General features: G+C 69.5%; 17 protein-coding genes. 9 read left to right on the top strand and 8 right to left on the bottom strand.

Translation table 11 applies throughout. The features are described 5' to 3' along the window. The first annotated feature begins 53 nt into the window (after positions 1–53). Positions 54–2708, top strand: coding sequence for an aminopeptidase N (pepN, locus tag LRK53_RS02980; protein ID WP_027493265.1), 2655 nt, complete (start codon positions 54–56; stop codon positions 2706–2708). A gap of 85 nt (positions 2709–2793) precedes the next feature. Here the strand turns inward: pepN and LRK53_RS02975 are convergent, their stop codons facing one another. Next, positions 2794–2973, bottom strand: a complete 180-nt coding sequence (locus LRK53_RS02975; protein ID WP_235605863.1) for a hypothetical protein — start codon at positions 2971–2973, stop codon at positions 2794–2796. Positions 2974–3563: 590 nt separating this feature from the next. Here LRK53_RS02975 and mnmG point away from each other — a divergent pair. The 4 genes from mnmG to LRK53_RS02955 all read left to right on the top strand — a co-directional run bounded on the left by mnmG (position 3564) and on the right by LRK53_RS02955 (position 10711). After that, entirely contained in the window at positions 3564–5441 is a 1878-nt protein-coding gene (gene mnmG / locus LRK53_RS02970) for a tRNA uridine-5-carboxymethylaminomethyl(34) synthesis enzyme MnmG (RefSeq protein WP_027493264.1), read from the top strand. A gap of 62 nt (positions 5442–5503) precedes the next feature. Then, a complete protein-coding gene (locus tag LRK53_RS02965) occupies positions 5504–6277 on the top strand; it encodes an RDD family protein (RefSeq protein ID WP_027493263.1) in 774 nt (257 codons plus the stop codon). Between the two features lie 146 nt (positions 6278–6423). After that, positions 6424–8754, top strand: a complete 2331-nt coding sequence (locus LRK53_RS02960; RefSeq protein WP_027493262.1) for a Tex family protein — start codon at positions 6424–6426, stop codon at positions 8752–8754. Between the two features lie 115 nt (positions 8755–8869). Then, positions 8870–10711 carry an autotransporter outer membrane beta-barrel domain-containing protein gene (locus LRK53_RS02955; protein ID WP_027493261.1) on the top strand — a complete coding sequence of 614 codons (1842 nt, stop codon included), beginning with the start codon at positions 8870–8872 and terminating at the stop codon, positions 10709–10711. Between the two features lie 105 nt (positions 10712–10816). Here LRK53_RS02955 and LRK53_RS02950 read toward each other — a convergent pair whose 3' ends face one another. From LRK53_RS02950 to LRK53_RS02920, 7 genes are all read right to left on the bottom strand, one after another. After that, positions 10817–11698 (bottom strand): YbaY family lipoprotein, encoded by an 882-nt coding sequence (locus LRK53_RS02950; protein ID WP_027493260.1) that lies wholly within the window; start codon positions 11696–11698, stop codon positions 10817–10819. Between the two features lie 167 nt (positions 11699–11865). Further along, positions 11866–13164 carry a phosphoribosylamine--glycine ligase gene (purD, locus tag LRK53_RS02945; RefSeq protein WP_235642486.1) on the bottom strand — a complete coding sequence of 433 codons (1299 nt, stop codon included), beginning with the start codon at positions 13162–13164 and terminating at the stop codon, positions 11866–11868. A 106-nt stretch (positions 13165–13270) separates the two neighbouring features. After that, complete coding sequence (locus tag LRK53_RS02940) at positions 13271–14650, bottom strand: AMP-binding protein (RefSeq protein WP_275113422.1); 1380 nt, start codon at positions 14648–14650, stop codon at positions 13271–13273. A gap of 131 nt (positions 14651–14781) precedes the next feature. Continuing rightward, positions 14782–15354 carry an L-threonylcarbamoyladenylate synthase type 1 TsaC gene (tsaC, locus tag LRK53_RS02935; RefSeq protein ID WP_027493258.1) on the bottom strand — a complete coding sequence of 191 codons (573 nt, stop codon included), beginning with the start codon at positions 15352–15354 and terminating at the stop codon, positions 14782–14784. Further along, positions 15355–17838, bottom strand: coding sequence for a DNA topoisomerase I (locus LRK53_RS02930; protein ID WP_027493257.1), 2484 nt, complete (start codon positions 17836–17838; stop codon positions 15355–15357). Between the two features lie 122 nt (positions 17839–17960). Beyond that, positions 17961–19133 (bottom strand): DNA-processing protein DprA, encoded by a 1173-nt coding sequence (dprA, locus tag LRK53_RS02925; protein WP_081666640.1) that lies wholly within the window; start codon positions 19131–19133, stop codon positions 17961–17963. A 92-nt stretch (positions 19134–19225) separates the two neighbouring features. Next, a complete protein-coding gene (locus LRK53_RS02920) occupies positions 19226–20347 on the bottom strand; it encodes a LysM peptidoglycan-binding domain-containing protein (RefSeq protein WP_027493255.1) in 1122 nt (373 codons plus the stop codon). Between the two features lie 189 nt (positions 20348–20536). Here LRK53_RS02920 and def point away from each other — a divergent pair, with 189 nt between their 5' ends. The 4 genes from def to LRK53_RS02900 all read left to right on the top strand — a co-directional run bounded on the left by def (position 20537) and on the right by LRK53_RS02900 (position 25072). Beyond that, a complete protein-coding gene (gene def / locus LRK53_RS02915) occupies positions 20537–21046 on the top strand; it encodes a peptide deformylase (RefSeq protein WP_027493254.1) in 510 nt (169 codons plus the stop codon). Then, on the top strand, positions 21043–21984 hold the full coding sequence (gene fmt, locus LRK53_RS02910; protein ID WP_235642485.1) for a methionyl-tRNA formyltransferase: 942 nt from the start codon (positions 21043–21045) through the stop codon (positions 21982–21984). The genes def and fmt overlap by 4 nt, the downstream gene beginning before the upstream one ends. After that, positions 21981–23282: a 16S rRNA (cytosine(967)-C(5))-methyltransferase RsmB gene (rsmB, locus tag LRK53_RS02905; RefSeq protein WP_027493252.1), complete on the top strand. Its 1302-nt coding sequence runs from the start codon at positions 21981–21983 to the stop codon at positions 23280–23282. Before fmt ends, rsmB begins: the two co-directional genes overlap by 4 nt. 74 nt (positions 23283–23356) lie before the next feature. Beyond that, positions 23357–25072 (top strand): ArnT family glycosyltransferase, encoded by a 1716-nt coding sequence (locus LRK53_RS02900; protein ID WP_027493251.1) that lies wholly within the window; start codon positions 23357–23359, stop codon positions 25070–25072. Positions 25073–25139: the final 67 nt, after the last annotated feature.

Here is a 25139-nt window from a genome sequence, read left to right as displayed (position 1 = left end):
CGTCTGCAACACCCCATGTTACCCTCAGCGGTCCCCATTCCCGCGCCCATCCCATGCATGCACTGCCGCAAGCCGCCACCCCGAGCCTGATCCGCCTGCGCGACTACCGCGCCCCCGCCTGGCGGGTCGAGGCGATCGAGCTGGACTTCGACCTCGGCATTGACGCCAGCGAAGTACTCGCGCGCCTGCATCTGCGCCGCGACGTCGCGCAGGACGCGCCGCTGCGGCTGGACGGCGAGAACCTGCAGCTGCTGGTGATCGCGCTGGACGGTCGCACGCTGTCCGCCGGCGAATATCGCTACGACGACAGCGTGCTGGTAGTGGACGGCGTCCGCGACGGCAGCGTGCTGGAGACCCGCGTGCGGCTGCGCCCAGCGGCGAACACCGCGCTGGAAGGCCTGTACCTGTCCGGCCCGCGCAAAACCGGCTTCCTGCTGACCCAGTGCGAGGCCGAGGGCTTTCGCCACATCACGTTCTTTCCCGACCGGCCCGACGTGCTGTCCCGCTACACGGTCACCCTGCGCGCCGACCGCGCCCGCTTCCCGGTGCTGCTGGCCGGTGGCAACCCGGACGGCGCCGGCGAGCTGGAAGGCGGCCGCCACTGGGCGCGCTTCGTCGACCCGCACCCGAAGCCGAGCTACCTGTTCGCGCTGGTCGCCGGCCGACTGGAAGTGATCGAGCGCGACTACGTCACCGCCGACGGCCGCGCCGTGCAGTTGAAGATCTGGGCCGAGGCCGACGCGATCGGGCGCTGCCACTACGCGATGGACGCACTGGAGCGCGCAATGCGCTGGGACGAGCAGACTTACGGCCGCAACTACGACCTGGACGTGTTCCACGTGGTCGCCACCCACGACTTCAACATGGGCGCGATGGAGAACAAGGGGCTCAACATCTTCAACGCGAAGTGCCTGCTGGCCGAGCCGGATTCGACCACCGACGAGGAGTACCGTCACGTCGAGGCGGTGGTGGCGCACGAATACTTCCACAACTGGAGCGGCAACCGCGTCACCTGCCGCGACTGGTTCCAGCTCTCGCTGAAGGAGGGCCTCACCGTATTCCGCGAACAGAGCTTCTCGGCCGACATGAATTCGGCGCCACTGAAGCGCATCGAGGATGTCGCCCTGCTGCGCCGTGCGCAGTTCCCCGAGGACGCCGGTCCGCTGGCGCATCCGGTGCGCCCGGCACAGTACAGCGAGATCAACAATTTCTATACCGCCACGGTGTACGAGAAGGGCGCCGAGCTGGTGCGCATGCTGGCCAGTGCGCTGGGCCGGGACGGCTTCCGCCGCGGCATGGACCGCTACTTCGAGCGCAACGACGGCCACGCTGCCACGCTGGAGGATTTCCTCGCCGCGCTGGGCGAGGCCAACGGCAGCGACCTCACGCCCTACCTCGCCTGGTACGCCCAGGCCGGCACGCCGCGGCTGAAGGCGCACGGGCACTACGACGCAGCGGCCCATACCTATACGCTGACCCTGGCCCAGCAAATCCCGGCTGGCCACGGCGCGGAGCCCCGCGCGCCGCTGCCGATCCCGGTCAAGCTGGCGCTGTTCACCCCGCACGGCGACATGCTGCCGCTGCATCTGGACGGCCAGACGTCCAAACCAGTTACCGAGCTGGTGGTGGTGCTCGACCGCGCCGAGCGGAACTTCGTCTTCACCGACGTCGGCGCCGCGCCGGTGCCATCGCTGCTGCGCGGCTTCTCCGCGCCGGTGATCCTGGAGTACGACTACACGCCGGACGAGCTGGCGCTGCTGCTGGCCCACGACGTCGACGGCTTCAACCGCTGGGAAGCCAGCCAGCAGCTGGCCGCACGCGCCTACGAGGAGCTGCGCGACGGCACCGCCGGTGCCGCGCTGCACGCCTGGTGCGATGCACTGGCGCGGTTGTTCGACGGCGCCGCCGTCGACGACGCGTTGCTGGCCGACCTGCTCACCCCGCCCGGCGAGATCGAGCTGGCCGAGCGCGAAACCGCGATCGACCCGCAGCGTATCCATCAATCACGCCAGGCACTGCAACGGCAGCTGGCCGAGCGGCTGGGCGCGGAAAACCTGCAGCGGCGGTACCTCGCGCTGCTCGCGCAAACCGGCATCGAGCTCGATGCATCGAGCCAGGCGCGCCGCCGGTTGCAGCGCCGCGTGCTGGAACTGCTGGCGCTGCTGGACCCGACCGGTGCCGGCGCGCTGGCCGCCACGCAATACCGCGACGCCCCCGGCATGACCGATCGTCTCGCCGCGTTGTCGGTGCTGGTGCGCAGCGGCGCTGCGCAGGCCGCCGCGGCGCTGCGCGACTATCGCGAACGCTACGCCGGCAACGCACTGGCGCTGGACAAGTGGTTCGCGGTGCAGGCGCAGTTGCCGGGCGAGCCAGCGCTGAATCGCGTGCGACAGCTGGAGCGCGACGACGCATTCACGCTGAAGAATCCGAACCGGGTGCAGTCGCTGCTGGGTGCATTCGTGCGCAGCAACCCGAGCGGTTTCCACCGTGCCGACGGCGCCGGCTACCGACTGCTGGGCGAACGGCTGGTGGCGCTGGATGCCTTGAACCCGCAGGTGGCCGCGCGACTGGCCACGGCGTTCAACGGCTGGCAGCGGTTGGAGCCGCGGCGGCGCGAGGCGGCGCAGGCGGCCATCGTGGAATTGGCCCGGCAACCCGGGCTTTCGCGCAACCTGGCCGAGATCATCGACAGCGTGCTGAACCACTGAACCGCGGCGGACGCATTGCACCCTCCCGCCGGGTCGCCCTGGCATGCGCGGCGATGCCGCCATGCACGCGGGCGGGGTATCTCATTCAGACGTCCAGATGATCGAGCGCCTCAAGCAGGCTCTGCATGCGCGACTCCAGCGTCGGCTGCAGCTCCACGCGCTCGCTGTCGTCGCGCTCGCTCAGTCCGTCGATGGCCATCTCGACCTGGCCGATTTCGACCAGCAAGTCATGGTGCGGATAAACCGGTTGGAAGTCGAAGCTCATGTCCATTACTTCCCTGGTGGGTGGGTAAGCAGACGATGCAACCGCCATGCCATATGTGAGCTGGATCACGGAGAATTTGGGCAGGCAATCACACAACTGACGCAACACGTCATCTGCTGCCGCGATCGGGCACAAAACTCCTTTTCAGTCACCCCGTGTTCACGCGTTTGCGGTGAATATCGCCCCACGTTCCACGGCAGCCGCCATGGGGCGGCGCCAGCAGATTTACGGTTTCTGGCGCTCGGCAACACGGTCATCCTGGATTCCCCCTGTTCCTGAGACCGCCGGGCGCCAGATCTAACAGCACGAAGCCCCGCGGCCATCACCGCGGGGCTTCGTCTTTACGGCCCTTGCCGGCCGCGCAAAAGACGACGGCACCCCGAGGGGTGCCGTCTTGCTTCCTTTCCTGGTACGCGATCGAACCCCTGTCCGTTCGACCTCGGCGCGCGTGGTCGCGCAGCGTCTGCCCGTGAAAGTGCTGGTTCCCCGGAAGCAGGAAGCGTGCCAGCTACCCTGCGCGGCCCGCAAGGCATTGATGGCGCTACCATGGCGCCCCGTTTCGTCAGTTTCTGCACGCCCAGGTCAGTTTGATGCGCCATCCGACCCACTACGACGTCATCGTGATCGGCGGCGGCCACGCCGGTACCGAGGCCGCGCTGGCCGCCGCGCGCACCGGTGCGCGCACGCTGCTGCTCAGCCACAACATCGAGACGATCGGCCAGATGAGCTGCAACCCGGCGATCGGCGGCATCGGCAAGGGCCATCTGGTGAAGGAGATCGACGCGCTGGGCGGCGCGATGGCGCACGCGGCCGACCGCGCCGGCATCCAGTGGCGCACGCTGAACGCGTCGAAAGGCCCGGCCGTGCGCGCCACCCGCTGCCAGGCCGACCGCGCGCTGTACAAGGCGGCGATCCGGCGCATGGTGGAAACCCAGCCGAACCTGGAATTGTTCCAGCAGGCGGTGGACGACCTCATCATCGAGCACGGCCGCGTCTGCGGCGTGGTCACCCAGATGGGGCTCGCCTTCGATGCGCGCGCCGTGGTGCTCACCGCCGGCACCTTCCTCGCCGGCAAGATCCACATTGGCCAGGCGCAGTACGCCGGCGGTCGCGCCGGCGATCCGCCGGCCAGCACGCTGGCGGCGAAACTGCGCGAGCTGCCGGTCGCTGCCGACCGGCTGAAGACCGGCACGCCACCGCGCATCGACCGGCGCAGCATCGACTTCAGCGGCCTGGAAGAGCAGCCCGGCGACGATCCGGCACCGGTGTTCTCCTACCTCGGCACGCGCGACGAACACCCGCGCCAGGTCAGTTGCTGGATCACCCATACCGGCGAGCGCACCCACGAGATCATCCGCGGCGCGCTGGACCGCTCGCCGCTGTACACCGGCCAGATCGAGGGTGTCGGCCCGCGCTACTGCCCGTCGATCGAGGACAAGGTGGTGCGCTTCGCGGAGAAGTCCTCGCACCAGATCTTCATCGAGCCGGAGGGGCTGGACACCTTCGAGATCTATCCGAACGGCATCTCCACTTCGCTGCCGTACGACGTGCAGCTGGCGCTGGTGCAGTCGATCAAGGGCTTCGAGAACGCGCACATCACCCGCCCCGGCTATGCGATCGAGTACGACTACTTCGACCCGCGCGGCCTGCAGCCGTGGCTGGAGACGAAGGCGATCCCCGGCCTGTACTTCGCCGGCCAGATCAACGGCACCACCGGCTACGAGGAGGCCGCCGCGCAGGGCCTGGTCGCCGGCCTCAACGCCGCGCTGGCGGTGCACGGCAAGGCACCCTGGTACCCGCGCCGCGACGAGGCGTACCTCGGCGTGCTGATCGACGACCTCACCAGCAATGGCACCATCGAGCCGTACCGCATGTTCACCTCGCGCGCCGAATACCGGCTGCACCTGCGCGAGGACAACGCCGACCTGCGCCTCACCGAACAGGGCTTCGAGCTGGGCGTGGTGACGCCGGCGCGCTTCGACGCGCTGCGCGCCAAGCGCGACGCGGTCGAACGCGAACTGCAGCGCCTGGGCGCGTTGTGGGTGACCCCGGCGAATGCGCGCGGCGCCGCGGTCGAGCGCCAGCTCGGCATCGCGGTCAGCCGCGAGACCAGCGCCATCGACCTGCTGCGCCGGCCTGAGCTGGACTACGCGAAGCTCGCCGGCGTACCGGAACTAGGGCCGACGGTGGCGCGCGACGACGTCGCCGCCCAGGTCGAGGTGCAGGTGAAATACGCCGGCTACCTCGAGCGCCAGCGCGGGGAGATCGAACGCCAGCGCCGCCACGAGCAGCTGGCGATTCCCGTCGGCTTCGACTACGACAAGGTGCGCGGGCTGTCGGCCGAGGTGCTGCTGAAACTGAAGCGTGCGCTGCCGGCCACGGTCGGCCAGGCCGCGCGCGTCAGCGGCGTCACCCCGGCGGCGATCTCGCTGCTGCTGGTGCATCTGAAGCGCCGCGACGCCGCCTGACCTCCGCGCGGCAATCCGCTCATGGCATCATGCGCACTTTCACCGGCATGGGGAGTGCACGCATGGAAATCTGGATCGGCCGCGACGGCGAACGGCACGGCCCGTACAAGGAAGACGATGTGCGCCAGTGGCTGCGCAGCGGCCAGGTGAGCCACGACGATCTTGCCTGGCACGAAGGCCTGGCCGACTGGCAGCCGCTGTCGGTGCTGTTCCCCGACGTGGCGGCCGCGCCGCCGCCGACAAGCGCCAATCCCTACGCTGCGCCTTCCGCCCCGCTGCTGCCGCAGACCACCGCCGCCGCGCTGGAAGACTACGCCGGCTTCTGGAAGCGCGTGGCCGCCTACATCCTCGATGCGATCGTGCTGTACATCCCGCAGATGCTGATCGAGAAGGCGTTCGACGGCGACGACGCCAAGGCGGCGCTGAAGCAGGCCAGCCTCGACGCCGTCGGCAACCCGGACGCCATGATGGCCGCCAACATGCATTACTACGCCACCATGTGGCCGGCGATGCTGCTGATCGTGGTACTCGGCGTGCTGTACTTCACCGTATGCGAAAGCTCGGCCTGGCAGGGCACGCTGGGCAAGCTGGCACTGGGCATTCGCATCACCGACATGGAAGGCCGGCGGATCAGCTTCCCGCGCGCGCTGGGCCGCTACTTCGCCAAGTTCCTCAGCGCCATCATCCTGGGCCTCGGTTTCCTGATGGTCGCCTGGACCCAGCGCAAGCAAGGCCTGCACGACATGATCGCCGGCACCCTGGTGCTGAACGGCCGCGCCAGCGAGTTCAAGCCCAACCCGTCGGCGTCCGACAGCCGCAACTCGTTCAGCGCCTGAGCTGGCGTTGATTCCAACCACGGCGCCGCGGTCGATCCGCGGCGCCGTTCTCGTTTCTGCGGCGGCAGCGTCGCGGCCGCTTGGTATCATCGGTCGCTTCATTTTTTCAACCGGCGCACCACGCCGCCAGGAACCGATCACCGCCCATGCTCAGCATCGAACAACGCATTGCCAACGACATCGCCGCCAAGACCGAACAGGTGCGCGCAGCGGTGGATCTTCTCGACGGCGGCGCCACCGTGCCGTTCATCGCCCGCTATCGCAAGGAGGTCACCGGCGGCCTCGACGACACCCAGCTGCGCCTGCTGGAGGAACGCCTGCGCTACCTGCGCGAGCTGGAAGAGCGCCGCGCGGCGATCCTCGCCAGCGTCGAGGAGCACGGCAAGCTCAGCGATGCGTTGAAGGCCGACCTGCTCGCCGCCGATACCAAGGCGCGGCTGGAGGATCTGTACCTGCCGTTCAAGCCCAAGCGCCGCACCAAGGCGCAGATCGCCCGCGAAGCCGGGCTGGAACCGCTGGCGCTGGGCCTGCGCGAAGATCCCACGCGCACGCCGGAGGCGTTCGCCGAAGCGTTCGTCGATGCGGACAAGGGCGTGGCCGACGCGCGCGCCGCGCTGGACGGCGCGCGCGCGATCCTGATGGAGTCGATCGCCGAAGACGCGCACCTGGTCGGCGAGCTGCGCGACTGGCTGTGGGCGCAAGGCCAGATCCGCGCGAAGGTGGTCGCGGGCAAGGAGAACGAGGGCGCGAAGTTCCGCGACTACTTCGATCACGTCGAACCGATCGCGAAGATTCCCTCGCATCGCCTGCTGGCGCTGATGCGCGCGCGCAACGAGGGCGTGATCGAACTCGAGCTCGCGCCCGCCGCGGACAGTGAGCAGGGCCATGCCGAGGGCGAAGGCCGTGTCGCCGCGCATGCCGACATCCACAACCGCGGCCGCGCCGCGGATGCGTGGTTGCGCGAGACCGTGCGCCTGACCTGGCGCGTGAAGCTGCACCTGCACCTCACGCTGGATCTGTTCGGCCGCGTACGCGAAGGCGCCGAAGACGAGGCGATCCGCGTGTTCGGCGACAACCTGAAGGACCTGATGCTGGCCGCGCCGGCCGGCGCCAAGACGGTGATGGGGCTCGATCCCGGCATCCGCACCGGCTGCAAAGTCGCGGTGGTCGACGCCACCGGCAAGCTGCTGGCCACCGACACGATCTACCCGCTGGAGCCGCGGCGGCAGTGGAACGAATCGCTGGTGTCGCTGGCCAAGCTGTGCCGGCAGCACGGCGTGGACCTGATCGCGATCGGCAACGGCACCGGCTCGCGCGAGACCGACAAGCTGGCCGCCGAGCTGATCAGGAAGCTGCCCGAAGCGAAGCTCTCGAAAGTCGTGGTGAGCGAGGCCGGCGCCTCGGTGTATTCCGCCTCGGAACTGGCGGCAAAGGAGTTTCCCGAGCTGGACGTGAGCCTGCGCGGCGCCGTCTCGATCGCACGGCGCCTGCAGGACCCGCTGGCCGAGCTGGTGAAAATCGAGCCCAAGGCGATCGGCGTGGGCCAGTACCAGCACGACGTGAACCAGATCAAGCTGGCGCGCGCGCTGGACGCGAAAGTGGAGGACTGCGTCAATGCGGTCGGCGTGGACGTCAACACCGCTTCCGCCGCGCTGCTCTCGCGCGTGGCGGGGCTGTCCGCCTCGGTGGCCGAGAACGTGGTGAAGCACCGCGACGCGAACGGCCCGTTCGCCAACCGCAAGGCGCTGCTGAAGGTGCCGCGGCTCGGCGACAAGGCGTTCGAGCAGTGCGCCGGATTCCTGCGCGTGCCGAACGGCGACAACCCGCTGGACGCCAGCGCGGTGCATCCGGAAGCCTACCCGGTGGTCGAACGGATCATCGCGCAGTGCGGCCGCGAGGTGCGCAACATCATCGGCGACAGCGCCTTCCTGCGCGGCCTGAAAGCCGAACAGTTCACCGACGAAAAATTTGGTGTACCCACCGTGCGCGACATCCTGAAGGAGCTGGAAAAGCCGGGCCGGGATCCGCGCCCGGCGTTCGTCGCACCGAGCTTCGCCGAAGGCGTGGAGGACCTGAAGGACCTGCGCCCCGGCATGATCCTGGAAGGCCGCGTCACCAACGTCGCCGCGTTCGGCGCGTTCGTCGACATCGGCGTGCACCAGGACGGGCTGGTGCATGTCTCGGCGCTGTCGCATACCTTCGTGAAGGATCCGCGCGACGCAGTGAAGGCCGGCGACATCGTCAAGGTCAAGGTGATGGAGGTGGACCTGCCGCGCCAGCGCATCGGCCTCAGCATGCGGCTGGACGACGAGCCGGGCCAGGCGCGTGGCGGCCGTGCGGGCGCCGCCGGCAACGATACCCGCGGCGGCCAGCGCGACAACCGCGGCCCGCGCCCGGGTGGCGGCGCGCCCAAACCGGCTCCCGCCCCGGCCAGCAATGCCTTTGCCGACGCGTTCGCGCGCGCCGGCAAGCGCTGAATTCCCCGCGACTTGCTTGCATACGGCGGCGATGCGCTGCAGCATGCGGTTCCGTATGGAATGCCGTAACGTAACTTCAGACTAACAAGGCCATCCCGGCCGAAGGAGTGTCAGCATGCTTCGTCCCCGCCATCTGGCCGGCGCCATCGCCACCGCGTTGCTGTTCAGCACGGCTGCCGCGGCCACCGATTTCAGCAACGTCATCGTCTTCGGCGACAGCCTCAGCGACAACGGCAACATCTCGCTGGCTACCGCGCCCGGCATCCAGCCGCCGCTGCGCTTCACCACCAACCCGGGCACCACCACGGCGGAGAACGTGGCGTCCGGCCTCGGCTTCACGCTGAAGCCATCGGCGGCCGGCGGTACCGATTTCGCCTGGGGCGGCGCCGGCTTCGTCAACAACGTGGCCGCGGTGCCGACCATTCCGCAACAGCTGCAGATGTATCTCGGCACGACCGGCGGCAAGGCCGACGGCAACGCCCTGTACCAGGTCTGGGGCGGCGCCAACGACATCTTCTATCTGAGCGGAGCGCTGACCAACCCGAACGCGATCGCCGCCGGCACCGCCAGCGCGGCGCAGGCCGAGCTGGGCGTGCTGGGCGCGCTGCAGGCCGCCGGCGCACGGTACGTGGTGGTCTACAACCTGCCCGACCTCGGCAAGACGCCCGCGTCCGCCGCCGGCGGCGCCGCCGCGCAGGCCGGCGCCAGCCAGCTCGCCGTGCTCTACAACGGCGTGCTCAACAGCGGGCTGATGCAGTTGAGCAACAACGGCCTGAACATCATTCCGGTGAACACCTTCGCCCTGCTCAACGAGGCGGTCGCCAACCCTTCGGCCTACGGCTTCAGCAACGTCACCACGCCGGCGTGCAGCGGCAGTTCGATCCAGTGCGGCCCGCAGGGCTCGGGCCTGCCCTACAGCTACGCGGCGGGCACGAACCAGACCTACCTGTTCGCCGATGGCGTGCATCCGACCACCGCCGCCCATGCGATGCTCAGCCAGTACGTGCTGTCGGTGATCCGTGCGCCGGAGCAGATCTCGCTGCTCGGCGAGGCGCCGCTGGCCGCCAGCACCGCGCAGAACCGCGTCATGCGCGAGCAGATGCTGACCACCGGCAAGGACGGCGACGTGCGTACCTTCGTCAACATCGACTACGCGAAGCAGCGCTTCGACGCCAGCGGCCATTCCCCACGCACCAACAGCGACAATTTCAACTTCGCCCTGGGCGCCAACTTCTTCGCCGGCGAGCACGTCACCGCCGGCATCGCGCTCGGCATCGGCCAGCACAACGCCGACTTTTCCGGTGGCGGCGGCTACAAGCTGCAGGACATCAGCGGCCTGGGCTATCTCGGCTACCACAACGGCGGCGGCTACGTGGGTGGCTACGTCAACTTCGGCCAGTCCAATTTCAAGAACATCGAACGCCGCATGAGCATCGGTGCCGCGCAGCGCACCGAAACCGGCAAGACCGACGGCTCGCACCTGGGCGGCGGCGTCACCGGCGGCTGGTGGTTCGACCTTTCCGACAAGCTGCAGACCGGGCCATTCGCCAACCTCGACTGGCAGACCGTGAAGGTCAGCGGCTACAGCGAAAACGGCAATGACAGCAGCGCCATGTGGTTCGGGCGGCAGCAGCGCGACTCGCTGCTGGCCACGCTGGGTTGGCGCCTGCGCGGCCAGTGGCAGGTCAACAACCTGCTGATGTCGCCCTATGTCGAATTGGCCTGGAACCACGACAGCAAGGCCGACCCGCGCATGGTCAGCGCCGGCCTGAACAGCATGAACGGCACGTTCGCCCTGTCCGGCTTCAACCCCGACCAGAGCTGGGGCACCGCGACGCTGGGCCTGTCCGCCCAGCTGACCCCGAGCGTACAGAGCTGGATCGGCTACAGCGGGCGCTTCAGCGACAACAGCCAGAAGTACAACAGCGTCAACATGGGCGTGCGGATCAACCTCTGACCACCGGCATCGCGGCCCGGCCGGGCCGCCGCATGAAAAAAGCCGCCCGCATTGCGGGCGGCTTTTTTTGTCGGGGCACCCGCCCGAGGCGGGAGCCGAAACCGCTTACTTGTTCTTGCCGCCGGTGGCCATGCCGAGGATGGTGATGGCCTGCTTCTTCAGCGTGCCTGCCGCCGCCGGATCGAGCGCTTGCACGTCGCTGCCGACCTGGTGCTGCTTCAGCACCAGCGTGCCGTCGTCGCTCCAGCCGGCGCGGTCGATCGCGCTGGGCTTGCCGGCGCGGCTGGCCTTGGTCTCCTGCACGACCGCCCACGGCTTGCCATCCTTGTAGGCATAGTCGGTGCTGGTATAGCCCTTGTCGCCGTAGTCGACCTCTTCGCGGATGTACTTCACTTCGCCGGCCTGGCGGAACAGCTGCCAGCCGCGCGAATCGTTGGCCTCCAGCTTGGTGCCGTGGCTGATCTTCATGCCGCCGATCTGCGCCTTCGCCTCGGCGAATTCGGCCAGAATCTTCTCGCTGGGCGTCTGCTCCGCCATCAGCTCGATCGCCACGCCATCGTTCTTGCTGCCCTTGGCGAGCACCGGCGCCTGGATCGGCATGGTGTACTTGCGGTCGCCGTCGGTCAGGGTGGCCTGGATCACGTACAGGTCGCCCGGTTTCACTTCGGCCGGGTTGAAGCTCAGCGTGAACGGCTGCGGGAACGCGCCGGCCGGCGAAGTCTTGCTGGCCAGCGGGGCGGAACCCGTCGCGGTGGAGGACACGTCGGCCAGGTTCAGCACCAGGGTGGCGTTCGACGAGGGCGCCGGCGTACCGGCGCGCAGCGTGATCGTACCGCTCACCTGGCTCGGGATCTGAGGTGCCGCCGAAGCGGTTTTCGCGGCGGCAGGCGCCGCGGAGCCCGTCGACTCCGACGGATTGGGAGCGTTGCTGCAACCCGCCAGAGCCAATGCCGCAACCGACATCAGCGACAAAACCATCTTGCGCATGGGAAAACCTCGTCAAAGCGTGAAATCAAGCACGAAGTCGTTCAGGCGCTTTGCGCCACGACTCTACGCGGGGGAAGTTTCAAGCATAGCCCAAAAAGCGCTGCGCGGAAAAGTCAAGCCATCTGATGGGCTACCATGCGTCGGCGTATGCGGCCAGCGGGCGCGGCTCAGGGCCGGTGCAGAGCCCGATGCGCGATGTCGCGCCGGCAGAACGCGCCGTCGTAATGGATGCGGCCAAGCGTCGCATAGGCGCTTTCGCGTGCCGCCGCGAGGTCGTTGCCCAGCGCGCACACGGTGAGTACGCGGCCGCCGGCGGTAACCGCCCGCCCCTGCGGGTCGAGCCGGGTACCGGCATGGAATACCTTGACCTCGGCGCCTGCCGCGAGGTCGAGGCCCTCGATCGGGTCGCCCAGGCGCACCCGCCCCGGATAGCCACCGGCCGCCATCACCACGCCGATCGCCGGACGCGCGTCCCAGCGCGCGCGGGTCTGCTCTAGCCGGCCGTCCAGCGCCGCGTCGATCAGCTCGACCAGGTCGGACTTCAGCCGCAGCAGGATCGGCTGGGTTTCCGGATCACCGAAGCGCACGTTGAACTCGATCACCTTCGGTGCGCCGGACTTGTCGATCATCAGACCGGCATAGAGGAAACCGATGAACGGCGCGCCCTCGGCCGCCATGCCGTGCAGGGTCGGCTCGATGACTTCCCTGAGGATGCGCTGCTCGACCTCCGGCGTGACCACCGGCGCCGGCGAGTACGCGCCCATGCCGCCGGTGTTGGGGCCGAGGTCGTTTTCGTCACGGCGCTTGTGGTCCTGGCTGGAGGCCATCGGCAGCGCGTGGCTGCCGTCGCTCATCACGATGTAGCTGGCTTCCTCGCCGTCGAGGAACTCCTCGACCACCACCCGCGCCGAAGCGTCGCCGAACGCATGCGCGCCGAGCATGTCGTGCAGCGCCAGTTCCGCATCGGCCAGGGTCAGCGCCACCACCACACCCTTGCCGGCAGCCAGGCCGTCGGCCTTGATCACGATCGGCGCGCCCCCGCTTCGATGGGCCTGCTGGCGCACGTAGGCCAGCGCCGGATCGAGTTCGGTGAACACCGCATAGTGCGCGGTGGGAATGTTGTGCCGTCGCAGGAAATCCTTGGCGAACGCCTTGGAGCCTTCCAGCTGCGCGGCGATCGCGCGCGGGCCGAAGATGCGCAGGCCGGCGGCGCGGAAGCGGTCGACCACGCCGGCCACCAGCGGCACCTCGGGGCCGACCACGGTCAGCCCGACCTTTTCTCGCTTCGCCAGCTGCAGCAGGCCGTCGAGATCGTCCGCGGCCACCTCGGCGTTGCGCACGCCCGGCTCGCGCGCGGTGCCGGCGTTGCCTGGCGCCACGATCACCTCGTCGACCTGGGGGGATTGCCCGAGCTTCCACGCCAGTGCGTGTTCGCGACCGCCGCCGCCGATGACCAGGACCTTCATTGGGCTGCTCCGAGTGAGGCGCGCCAGCCGGCGCAGCCCGGCATTGTAGCGGCTGCGCGGTCAGCCGACGGCAGCGAAGCCGCACGCCCTGGCGCGGGCCGGCGGCTCATTCATCGTCGTGCTGGCCAAGCAGCGCCAGCAGCGCCGCGCGTGGCAGCTTGCCGGTCTCGTTGCGCGGCAGCGCCTCGACCAGCTTCAGCGGGCGTGGCAGGAACAGCGGGTCGATCGCGCGGCGCAATGCATCGAGGATGGCGTGTTCGTCCAGCCCCGGCGCCACCGCCAGCGCAGCGATGCGGTGCACGCCCAGCGCGTCGCCGCCGCCGAGCTGGAACACCGCGCCGTCGCGCACGCCCGGGATGGCCAGCAGGCGCCGGGTGAGGTCGGCCAGCGAGGCACGCTTGCCGGCGATCTCCAGCAGATCGGCGTGGCGGCCGCACAGGCGGAAGCGGCGGCCGCCGTCGGACAGGCTCACGATGTCGGCCAGCGCCACCGGCGCGTCCAGCTGCGGCGCCTGCACCAGCGTGCCGTCCGGCTGCGGGTGCAGGCTGGCACCGTCGTACAGCGACCAGCCCTCGTCCACGGCGGGGCGGCGGCTGGCGAACACGCAGGTCTCGGTGGAACCGAACACCTCCAGCAGCGGTGCGCCGAAGCGCTGCTCGGCGGTGCGCGCCAGTTCCGCCGGCAGCGGCGCCGTGGCCGACAGCAGTGCGGCGACCGGCGGCAGCGCAATGCCCGACTCGACCAGCGCGCGCAGATGCACCGGGGTGGTCACCAGCACGCGCGGCGCCGGCAGCTCGGCCAGCGCGGCGGCCACGTCGGCCGGGAAGAACGGCCTCCCGGCGTGCACGCCGACGCCACCCAGCAGCGGCAGCAGCACCGACATCTCCATGCCGTACATGTGCTGTGGCGGCACCGTGGCGACGATCCCGAAACGCGGCCCGGCCAGCGCGCGCAGCCGCGCCAGGTTGCCGGCGTTGCTGGCATGGAAGCTGGCCCAGCTCTTCGGGTTCGCGCCAGGCGTGCCGGTGGAGCCGGAGGTGTAGCCGATCGCCACCACCTGCCCGGCCGGGAGCGTCGGCCAGGGCGCGGCGGGTTCCCTTGCCGCGGCGCCATCCAGCGGCGGCAGCTGCCGGTAGCCGCGCGGGGCCGGGTCGAACGCCTGCTCACCCAGCGCATAGCAGCCCGGGTGCGCCGCCATCACCTCGTCCACCGCCTGCGGCGCACGCGACGACGGCAGCAGGTTGGCCTGGCCGCGCAGCGCGATGGCGCAGAACGCGACCAGGAACGCATAGCGGTCCTCGCACAGGTTCACCGCAGCGGCGGCAGTCGGCAGGGTCGCCGCCACCGCCTGCACCTGCGCCAGGAAGCTCGTTGCGCTTACCGCCGCGCCATGGCGCCAGGCCACCACCCGCGCCGGGTCGTCCGCGCCGAGCAGCGGCAACCGCAGCGGCGCCTCGCGCTGGTAGGTGTCGTAAACGATGGCCAAGTGCGGTCTCCTGATCCTCGGTGCGTCACGCCCGGCAGCATCGCGCCGCACGGCGAACGGCGGCATGAACGGCCGTCGCCGACATCCCACTCCGGTTCAGCTGATGCATGACCGGCACGCCCCCTGAACGTTCAGGCGCGGATGATAGCGCCCGACAGCGCATCGCGGATCACCGTGGGACTGGCCTGGCCGCCCAGCGGGGCGTCCAGCAGGCCATCCAGCGCGTCGCCGAAGTAGTCCGCCACGGTCTGCGCACTGCGCGCCGGCGGCTGACCGTACGGGTTGGCGCTGGTCGACACCAGCGCGCCGCCGAACGCGCGGCACAGCGCGGCGGCGGGCCCGTGCGCGGTGACCCGCAAGGCGATGCCGGCATGCGCACCGGCAACCCAGGCCGGCACCTCGGCCGAGCGCGGGAAGATCCAGGTGTACGGGCCGGGCCAGCTCGCGCGCACCTCGCGCAGCACCTCGTCCGGCACCGCGCCAAGTTCGATGTAGCGCTCGACCTGGGCGAAATCGGCGGCGATCAGCAGCACGCCCTGGGTCGCCGGACGCTGCTTCAGGGCAAACACGCGCTCGAACGCGGCGCGGTCGTGCGGGTCGCAGCCGAGGCCGAACACCGCCTCGGTGGGATAGGCCAGCACGCCGCCGCCGTGCAGCAGCGCGGCGGCGCCGTCGAGTTCGGCGAGGGTGAAGCGCTGCGGCACTCAGGCCCCGGCCTTGCCCTTCGCAGGCTTCCTTACGGCGGCCTTCTTGGTCGCGGTCTTCTTTGCTGCCGTCTTCTTCGCCGGGGTCTTCTTGACGGCAGCCTTCTTCACCGCCGCCTTCTTCGCCGGCGCGGCGTTCTTCACGGCCGTCTTCCTGGTCGCCGTCTTCTTGCCGAAGCGGCCCTTGCGCACCGGCGCCGCAGCCAGCAGTTCCAGGCACTGCGCCTCGGTCAGCTCCTTCGGCTCCTGTTCCTTCGGGATGCGCGCGTTTTTCTCGCCGTCGGTGATATAGGCACCGTAGCGACCGTTCAGCACCTGCACGCCGTTGCCGAAATCGAGGATGACGCGGTTGGCCAGCATCTCCAGCTTGTCCTGCACGATCTGCAGCGCGCGCGGCAATTCGATCGTGTACGGATCGTCCTCGGGCTTCAGCGAGGCATAGGTGCCGCCCTGCTTGACGAACGGGCCGAAGCGGCCGATCGCCACGCTGACTTCCTCGCCGTTCGGCGCGCTGCCCAGCTGGCGCGGCAGCTTGAACAGCTCCAGCGCCTCGGCCAGGGTGATCGTGTGCATGCTCTGGCCGGGCCGCAACGAGGCGAACTGCGGCTTGTCCTCGTCGTCCTTGGTGCCGATCGCTGCATACGGCCCGAACCGGCCCAGCCGCACCGATACCGGCTTGCCGCTCTTCGGGTCACTGCCCAGCTCGCGCGCGCCGGTGGCCTCGCTGCGGTCGACCGATTCGGTCTTCTCGTCCACCTGCTGCTTGAACGGCTGCCAGAAGCGCTCCATCAGCGGCATCCAGGCTTCCTCGCCGCGGCTGACCGCATCGAGTTCGTCTTCCATCTTCGCGGTGAAGTCGTAATCGACGTAGCGGGTGAAGTGCTGGGTAAGGAACTTGCTGACCGCGCGACCGACGTCGCTGGGCTTGAAGCGGCGGCTGTCGAGGAACACGTACTCGCGGTTCTGCAGCACCTGGATGATGCTGGCGTAAGTCGAGGGGCGGCCGATGCCGTATTCCTCCAGCGTCTTGACCAGGCTCGCCTCGGAGTAGCGCGGCGGCGGCTCGGTGAAGTGCTGGTCGGCGGCGATGTCGTGCAGCGGCACCTGCTCGTCCACCGCCAGGCGCGGCAGCCGGCGCCCCTCGTCGTCGTCCTCGGCGCCCTTCTGGTCGCGGCCCTCCTCGTACACGGCCAGGAAGCCGGGATCGACCACGGTGGTGCCGCTGGCGCGGAACGCGGCGTCGCCGCCGGCCACGCCGCGCACGGCGAATTCGGCGGTGACCGTGTTCAGGGTGGCATGGATCATCTGGCAGGCGACGGTGCGCTTCCAGATCAGTTCATACAGCTTGCGCTGGTCGTCGTTGAGGAAGGACGCCACCGACTTCGGCGTATGCATGGCCGAGGTCGGGCGGATCGCCTCGTGCGCTTCCTGTGCGTTCTTCGACTTGGTCTTGTACATCTGCGGCGCATCCGGCAGCGCCTGGCTGCCGAAGTCGCGGGCGATCAGCTGGCGCAGTTCGGCCACCGCGTCGTCGCCGAGCATGGTGGAGTCGGTACGCATGTAGGTGATCAGGCCGACGTTGCCTTCGCTGCCCAGCGCCACGCCCTCGTACAGGCCCTGCGCCACCTTCATCGTGCGGCTGGTGGTGAAGCCGAGCTTGCGTGCCGCTTCCTGCTGCAGGGTGGAGGTGGTGAACGGCGCGGCCGGACGGCGCTTGCGCTCCTTCGAGCTGACCTCGCTGACCGTGAGGCGGCCGCGCGCAGCCTGCTTCAGCGCGTCGCGGGCGGCCAGTGCGTCGGCCTCGCTGGTGAGGTCGAACTGCTCGAACTTCTTGCCGTTGAGCCTGGACAGGCGCGCCGTGAAGTCGCCTTCGGCGTGCTTGAGCTGGGCCTCGATGGTCCAGTACTCGCGCGCCTTGAACGCCTCGATCTCTTCCTCGCGCTCGACGATCATGCGCAGCGCCGGCGACTGCACGCGGCCGGCGGACAGCCCGCGCTGCACCTTGCGCCACAGCACCGGCGACAGGTTGAAGCCGACCAGGTAGTCCAGCGCGCGCCGCGCCTGCTGGGCGTCGACCAGGTCGTGCGAGAGCTGCCGCGGCGCGGCCACCGCGGCCTTGATCGCTTTCGGCGTGATCTCGGAGAACACCACGCGGTGCATCTGCTTGCCTTTGACCAGACCGCGCTGCTTGAGGATCTCGCTGATGTGCCAGCTGATCGCCTCGCCTTCGCGGTCCAAGTCGGTCGCCAGATAGATGTCGTCGGCCAGCTTGGCCGCCTTGGCGATCGCGTCGACGTGCTTCTCGTTGCGCTCGATGACCTCGTAGGCCATCGCGAAACCGTGCTCGGTGTCGACTGCGCCCTCCTTCGGCTTCAGGTCGCGCACGTGGCCATAGGAGGCGAGGACCTGAAAGTCCTTGCCAAGGTATTTGTTGATCGTCTTGGCCTTGGCCGGTGATTCGACGATGAGCAGGTTTTTTGCCATGAAAACGGGATATCCGAAAGTGAATCACCGGCGCTTCCGTGCCGGGCATATATATAGTTGAAACCATGCCGCGCCAACGACTGTCAAGCCCGGTACCCCCGCAAACAGCGCCCGATGGCGACTCAGCCGCCGGGCAATTGCTGGTAGCGGTTACCCGGCAGGCTCGCCACCCTCGCCTCCAGTTCCAGCATCAGCAGCATCGAGGAAAGTGCAGCAGCGGACTGCCCGGTACGTTGCACAAGTTCGTCCAATGTCGCTGGTTCATGGCCAAGTTCGGTCAAAAGCCAACGATACCCGGGGTCGCCGTCGGCGCCGACAGGTGCGCTTGCCGCGTCGCCGCCCGCGATCCGCGACACGCCGGCCGCCGCACCGCCGGCTGCATCCAGCCGCGCGGCCAGTTCGCCGCCAAGCATGCGCGCTGCCGATGTCAATGTCTCGACAATTTCGGCGGCGGTCTCGACCAGCCGGGCGCCATCGCGGATCAGCCGGTGGCAGCCGCGGGCCAGCGGATGATGGATGGAACCGGGCAGCGCGAACACCTCGCGGCCCTGCTCGGCGGCCAGCCGGGCGGTGATCAGCGAGCCCGAACGCAGGCCAGCCTCGACCACCAGCGTGCCCAGCGCCAGTCCGGCAATGATCCGGTTGCGCCGCGGGAAGTGGTCCGGGCGCGCCGGCGTGCCGGGCGGGAACTCGCTGACCAGCGCGCCCTGCGCGGCCAGCCGCCGGGCCAGTGCATGGTGCTTGCGCGGGTACACCCGGTCCGCGCCGGTGCCGACCACCGCGAGCGTCTTCGCGCCGGCATCCAGCGCGGCCAGGTGGGCGGCGCCGTCAATGCCGTCGGCCATGCCGCTGGTGATGGCGAAACCGGCTTCGGCCAGCGCCAGCGCGAACGCGCGGGCATGCGTCAGGCCCACCGCACTGGCGCCGCGCGCGCCCACGATGGCCACCTGCGGATACAGCAGCAAGCCGGCGTCGCCGACCACGAACAGCACCGCCGGCGGCTGCGGGATGTGCTCCAGCTGCGGCGGAAAATCCGCCTCGGTACAGCGCAGCAGCCGATGCCCGGGTTCGGCCAGCCAGGTCAGGTCGGCGTCCAGTCGCGCCTCGTTCGGCCGCGCCAACCAAGCCTGCGCCAGCTCGTCCAGCCGCGCCGCGTCGCGACGCAACTGCGCCAGCGCGGCGCGGATGTCGCCGCCGGCCGCATCCAGCCGCTCGCGCAGGCCGCCCGGGCCGAGGCCGGGCGTGCGCAAGGCGATCAGCCAGGCGCGAAGTTCATCAGGATCGTCCATGCTCATGGCGGCAGTTTACGGAGCGGGCCGCAAAGGAAACGGCGCGGTGGAAGCCGCGCCGTCCCGTAGGCAGATGCCGCAACGCTGGTCGCAGGCTCTTATTCGGGCAGAACCAGACGGGAACCGACGTGCACCGGCCGCAGGCCGTCCATCACCAGGCCGTAGCTGACCCGGTCGAAGGTGCGGAACACCATCACGTGGCCGATGTACTCGTCGGGCAATTTGACCTTCTCGCCCACGCCACGCCGCCAGCTGTTGCTGGCCACGTCGTCGTGGATCGTCTCGCCGGGCTGCATCATCGTGTAGGTCTGGCCGTTGTCCACGCCGTCCTTCGCGCCGATCGACAACATGACCACCTGGCGCGACCCGGCCGCGTCCATCGCGTCGGCGAAGCCGATCACCTTGGCGTTGGCCGGCACCGACTTCGGCGCATGCGGGTAGTAGTAGGCGTCGTACGGCTTGTCGTCGATCGGCATGATGCGATCGCCGCTGCGGATCTCCTGGGTGGCGCCGAGCAGCAGCAGGGTCGCCGGGTCGCCGGTGCGCAGCGTCTCGGCGGTGCCGATCACGCTGACCTCGACGCCGAGGTCGTCGCCCTTGCCGTAGTGGCCGTCGTTGCGCGAATCCTCGCGCCACGGCGCGTTGACCATCGCCGCGTTGCTGTCCAGATCATGCGCGACCAGATCGGCGCTGGCCGCGTCGCCCTGATTGAAGCCGCGGAACACGTGGCTCGGCCGCACGATCGCCCAGCGCTGGCCCGGTTCGCCCTGCAGGCCGCGCACGTAGATGTTCTGGCCGACCGCGCCACGCAGGCGCGATTCCTCCAGGCCAACCACGTACGGCGCGGAGCTGACCGCCTTCGAGTCCATCACCCGCATGTCCTTGAGGAACATCCGCAACTCGGACAGCGGGATCGCAGGCACCGCCTCGCCTTCGCGATGCACGCTCGGCTGCAGGCCAAGGCGCGGACCGTTGATGAAGGACAGGTTGAGCACGTCGCCGGGGTAGATCAGGTGCGGGTTGCGCACCTGCGGATTGGCCTGCCAGATTTCCGGCCACAGCCACGGCTTGGACAGGAACTTGGCGGAGATATCCCAGAGGGTGTCGCCCCGGCGCACGGTGTAGCTGTCGGGATGATCGGCCCGCAGTTGCGCACCGGCCGCATACACGGCCACGGTGACCAGCATGCCGGCCAGCAACACGATAATTTTCTTGATCATTGGCGGGAATCCCCCTTCCCCAGATGCTCGGTCGAGTGTAACCGAATGGTTAACGCTCGCAACAGGCGCGAGTTGGCAAAAATCGTCTGTACTCGGGCGTTTGCCGACGTACAATAAGATCCATTCTAGATGGCGCCTCGGGTGGCTTTTTACCAATTCGCCCGCACTTTCGGCGCCGAGGTGATCCCAATGTCCTTGTTGTCCATTCTTGAATTCCCCGACCCCCGACTGCGCACCCGCGCCACGCCGGTGACCGTGTTCGACGCCAAGCTGAAGCAGTTCGTCGCCGACCTGTTCGAAACCATGTACGCCGCCAACGGCGTCGGCCTCGCCGCCACCCAGGTCAACGTGCACCAGCGCGTGCTGGTGATCGACATGAGCGAGGAGCGCAACCAGCCGCTGGTGCTGATCAACGCCGAGATCGTCGAGAAGAATGGCGCACAGGTGTACCAGGAGGGCTGCCTGTCCTTCCCCGGCCTGTACGCCGACGTCACCCGTGCGCTGAGGGTGAAGGTGAAGGCGCAGGACACCGACGGCAGGGACTTCGTCTACGAGGCCGAAGGCCCGCTGGCGGTGGCCGTGCAGCACGAGATGGACCACCTGGAAGGCAAGGTGTTCGTCGACTACCTGTCGCCGCTGAAACGCAGCCTGCTGCTGAAGCGGCTGGAGAAGCATCGCAAGCAGGCGGCCAGCGCTTGAGCCCCCAGCCCCTGCGGCTGGTCTTTGCCGGCACCCCGGAATTCTCCGTGCCTTGTCTCGAAGCCTGCCGCGCCAGCGGCGCCGAGGTGGTGGCCGTCTATACCCAGCCCGACCGACCCGCCGGGCGCGGCCGCCAGCTCGCGCCCAGCCCGGTGAAGCAGGCCGCGCTGGCCGCCGGCATCGCGGTGGAGCAACCCGAATCGCTGAAGCCCGCCGAGGTGCAGCAACGGCTCGCCGACTACTGCCCCGACCTGCTGGTGGTGGTGGCCTACGGCTTGATCCTGCCGCGCAAGGTGCTGGCGATCCCGCGGCTCGGCTGCTGGAACGTGCACGCCAGCCTGCTGCCGCGCTGGCGCGGCGCGGCGCCGATCCAGCGCGCGATCCTGGCCGGCGACGCCGAGAGCGGAGTCGACCTGATGCAGATGGAGGCGGGCCTGGACACCGGTCCGGTGCTGCTCGAACGACGCACCCCGATCGGCCGCGACGACACCGGCGGCTCGCTGCACGACCGCCTCTCCCTGCTGGGTGCGGAGGTACTGGCCGACGGCCTGCGCCGCACGCTGGCCGGCGAAGCACTGGTCGCCACGCCGCAGCCGGAAGCCGGCGTGACCTACGCGCACAAGCTGGACAAGGCCGAGGCGAAGCTCGACTTCAACCGTCCCGCGCTCGAGCTGGAACGCCAGGTGCGCGCGTTCGACCCGTGGCCGGTGGCCGAAGGCGAGATCGCCGGCGAACCACTGCGGATCTGGGCCGCCCATGCGATCGAGGCGGATCACCACGCCGCCCTGGGCAGCGTGCTGGGCGCCAGCCGCGACGGCATCGACCTCGCCTGCGGGCACGGCGCGCTGCGCGTCACCGCGGTGCAGCGTGCCGGCGGCAAGCGCGTCGGTGCGATCGACTACCTCAACACCCGCCCCGAACTGCGCCAGCGCCGATGAAGGCCGACACCCGCGCACTGGCCGCCAGGGGGCTTGCCGAGATCGCCCTGCGCGGCGCCTCGCTGCGCGAGGTGATGGAGCGCTCCGCGCCGCGGCTGCCCGACCCGCGCGACCGCGCCCTGCTGATGGCCCTGCTCAGCGAAGGCGCGCGCTGGTGGCTGCGTTTCGACCCCGCGGTCGACGACCTGCTGGAGAAATCCCTGCGCCACAAGGACCCAGCCGTGCACGCGCTGCTGGTGCTGGGTCTGGTCCAGCTGGAGATCCTCGAACTGCAGGACTACGCCGCGGTGGCCGCCACGGTCGAGGCGGTGCGTACGCTGAAGCGACCGCAGCTGGCCGGCCTGGTCAACGCCGTGCTGCGGCGCTGGCAGCGCGAGCGCGAAAGCCGGCTGGCGAAACTCGACGCCCGGCCGCAGACCCGCCACGCCCATCCGGCCTGGCTGGCCACCGCGCTTGAGCGCGACTGGCCGCAGCAGGCCGAGGCGGTAATGGCCGCCGACAACAACGAGCCGCCGCTGATGTTGCGGATCAACCGCCGGCGCAGCGAGCGCGAAACGCTGATCGCCCGACTGCAGGCCGCCGGTTACGCCGCGACTGCGCATCCCTGGCTAGCCGATGCGCTGGTGCTGCCGCACAGCAGCGACGTCACCCGTCTGCCCGGTTTCGACGACGGCCTGTTCGCGGTGCAGGATGGCGCCGCCCAAGTCGCCGCCGACCTCGCCGACCTGCACGACGGCCTGCGCGTGCTCGACGCCTGCGCCGCGCCCGGCGGCAAGGCCTGCCACCTGCTCGAACGCGCTGACATCGACCTGACCGCACTGGAATTCGACGCGTCGCGCGCCGAACGCATCCGTCAGAATCTGATGCGCCTGCGCCTGGACGCGAAGATCGTGACCGGCGATGCCGGCGCGCCAAAGGGCTGGTGGAACGGCCGGCCGTTCGAGCGCATCCTGCTCGACGCGCCGTGCTCGGCCAGCGGCGTGCTGCGCCGGCGGCCGGACGTGCGGTTGCACCGGCGCGAGAGCGACATCGCTGCGATGCAGGCGCAGCAGCGCCGTCTCCTCGCCGCGCTGTGGCCGCTGCTGGCGCCGGGCGGGCGGCTGCTGTACGTCACCTGCTCGGTGCTGCGCGCGGAGAACGAGGCGATTGTCGGCAAACTGCTGGCCGCGCAAGCCGATGCGCAGGCCGTGCCGTTCACCCTGCCGGTGGGTCAACCTGCCGCCGTCGGCTGGCAGATCCTGCCCGGCGACGGCGACCTCGACGGCATGTACTACGCCGTGCTGCAGAAGTCCCGCTAGGCAGCTTGCCAGCTTGGCAGGACCGCTGGCCGGGCTATGCTTGGCACTCCCCCAACCGCCGCCGACCCTCCCGCGTGAAGCCTTCCCTGTCCCAAGCGCGCCCGCTGTGGCTGCGCAGCGCCCGTTCGGAGCTGCTGCTGTTCGGCGTGTTCGCGCTGCTGCTGCTCGGCCTCGGCCTCGGCCTGCGCGACCCATGGCCGTCCGACGAGCCGCGCTTCGCGCTGGTGGCGCGGTGGATGGTCGAGCATGGCCAGTGGCTGTTCCCACACCGCGGCCACGAGCTGTACCCGGACAAGCCGCCGGTGTTCATGTGGCTGCAGGCGCTCAGCTACTACGTGATGCGCGACTGGCGCATCGCCTTCCTGCTGCCCTCGCTGCTCGCCGCACTCACCGCGCTGGCGCTGGTCTACGATCTGGCGCGCCGGCTGTGGAACCACCGCAGCGCGCTGCTGGCCGCGGCCACGCTGCTGGTCACCATCCACTTCACCTACCAGATGCGCAACGCGCAGATCGACCCGCTGCTGCTGGGCTGGATGACGCTGGCCAATTACGGCCTGCTGCGCCACCTGCTGCTGGGGCCGTCGTGGCGCTGGTTCGCCGCGGGCTGCTTCTTCGCCGGGCTGGGCGTGGCGACCAAGGGCGTCGGCGTGCTGGCGCTCTTGATGCTGGTACCGTACCTGGTCGCGCGCCGCGGCCACTGGCGGCACCTGGCGCTGCCCGTCGGCGGTTGGCGCTGGGCCGGCGGGCTGGCGATGTTCTTCCTGCCGATTCTCGGCTGGCTGCTGCCGATGCTGCTGGTGGCGCACGCCGACGGCGACCCGCAGCACGCCGAGTACGTGCAGAACATCCTGTTCGGGCAGACCGTGCACCGCTACGCCACCCCCACCGGCCACCTCCACTCGCCGTTCTACTTCCTCGGCATCATCGTGGTCGACTGGCTGCCGCTGTCGCTGCTGTTGCCGTGGGCCATCCCGGCGTGGTGGCGGCGGCTGAAGCGGCGCGACGCGCGCCTGCTGCTGCCGCTGGGCTGGATCGTGCTGGTGCTGCTGTTCTTTTCGTTCAGTCCGGGCAAGCGCGACGTCTATATCCTGCCGGCGCTGCCGATGACCGCGCTGGCGCTGGCGCCGCTGCTGCCCGGCCTGCTGCGCCGGCGCGGCGTGCGCCTCGCGGTGTGCGCGCTGACCACGCTGCTGGCCGGCGGCCTGAGCATCGCCGCTGCGCTGGCGATCCATCGCCATCCGGCCTGGGCGGTGAAGATCGAGCAGAGCCTCGACCCGCAAATCTGGTGGATGCTGCTGACCATCGGCGTGGCCGGCCTGGTCATCGTGGCGCTCACCCGGCTGCGCCGCGCGCCGCTGGGCTGGCTGCTGTTCGCCGGCGCGCTGTGGAGCGTGTACGGCCTGTGGGGCTACCCGATGCTCAACGGCGACCGCTCGGCGCGCGAGGTGATGGCGCAGGCACGCGCGATCGCCGGGCCGGACGCCACCATCGGCCTGCTCGCCTGGAAGGAGCAGAACCTGCTGATGGCACAAGGCCCGGTCGCCGAGTTCGGCTTCCTGAAACCCTGGCCGCAACAATATGCGGAGGCGATCGACTGGCTCCGGCAAGATCCTGCACAGCGCTGGATCTTCAGCCTCGATGAGGCGATGGGCACGTGTGTGGATCGTCATCGCGCCACCTACGTGGGTCACGCCAACCGCCGCGAGTGGTGGATGTTCAAGGTGGATGCGGTGACGCCCGGCTGCGTACCCGGCATCGCCGCGGACCAGGAAGCGGACGACGCGCCCTGAGCGGTTGTGAGTTTTTCAACCTCGAAGCCCGGCCATGGATGGCCGGACGCGGATCGGGCACGCAAGT

It is taken from the genome of Rhodanobacter thiooxydans (assembly GCF_021545845.1).
Classification (GTDB): domain Bacteria; phylum Pseudomonadota; class Gammaproteobacteria; order Xanthomonadales; family Rhodanobacteraceae; genus Rhodanobacter.
Note: the sequence above shows the minus strand (reverse complement) of the source record. Positions and strands in the feature narration are given on the sequence as shown.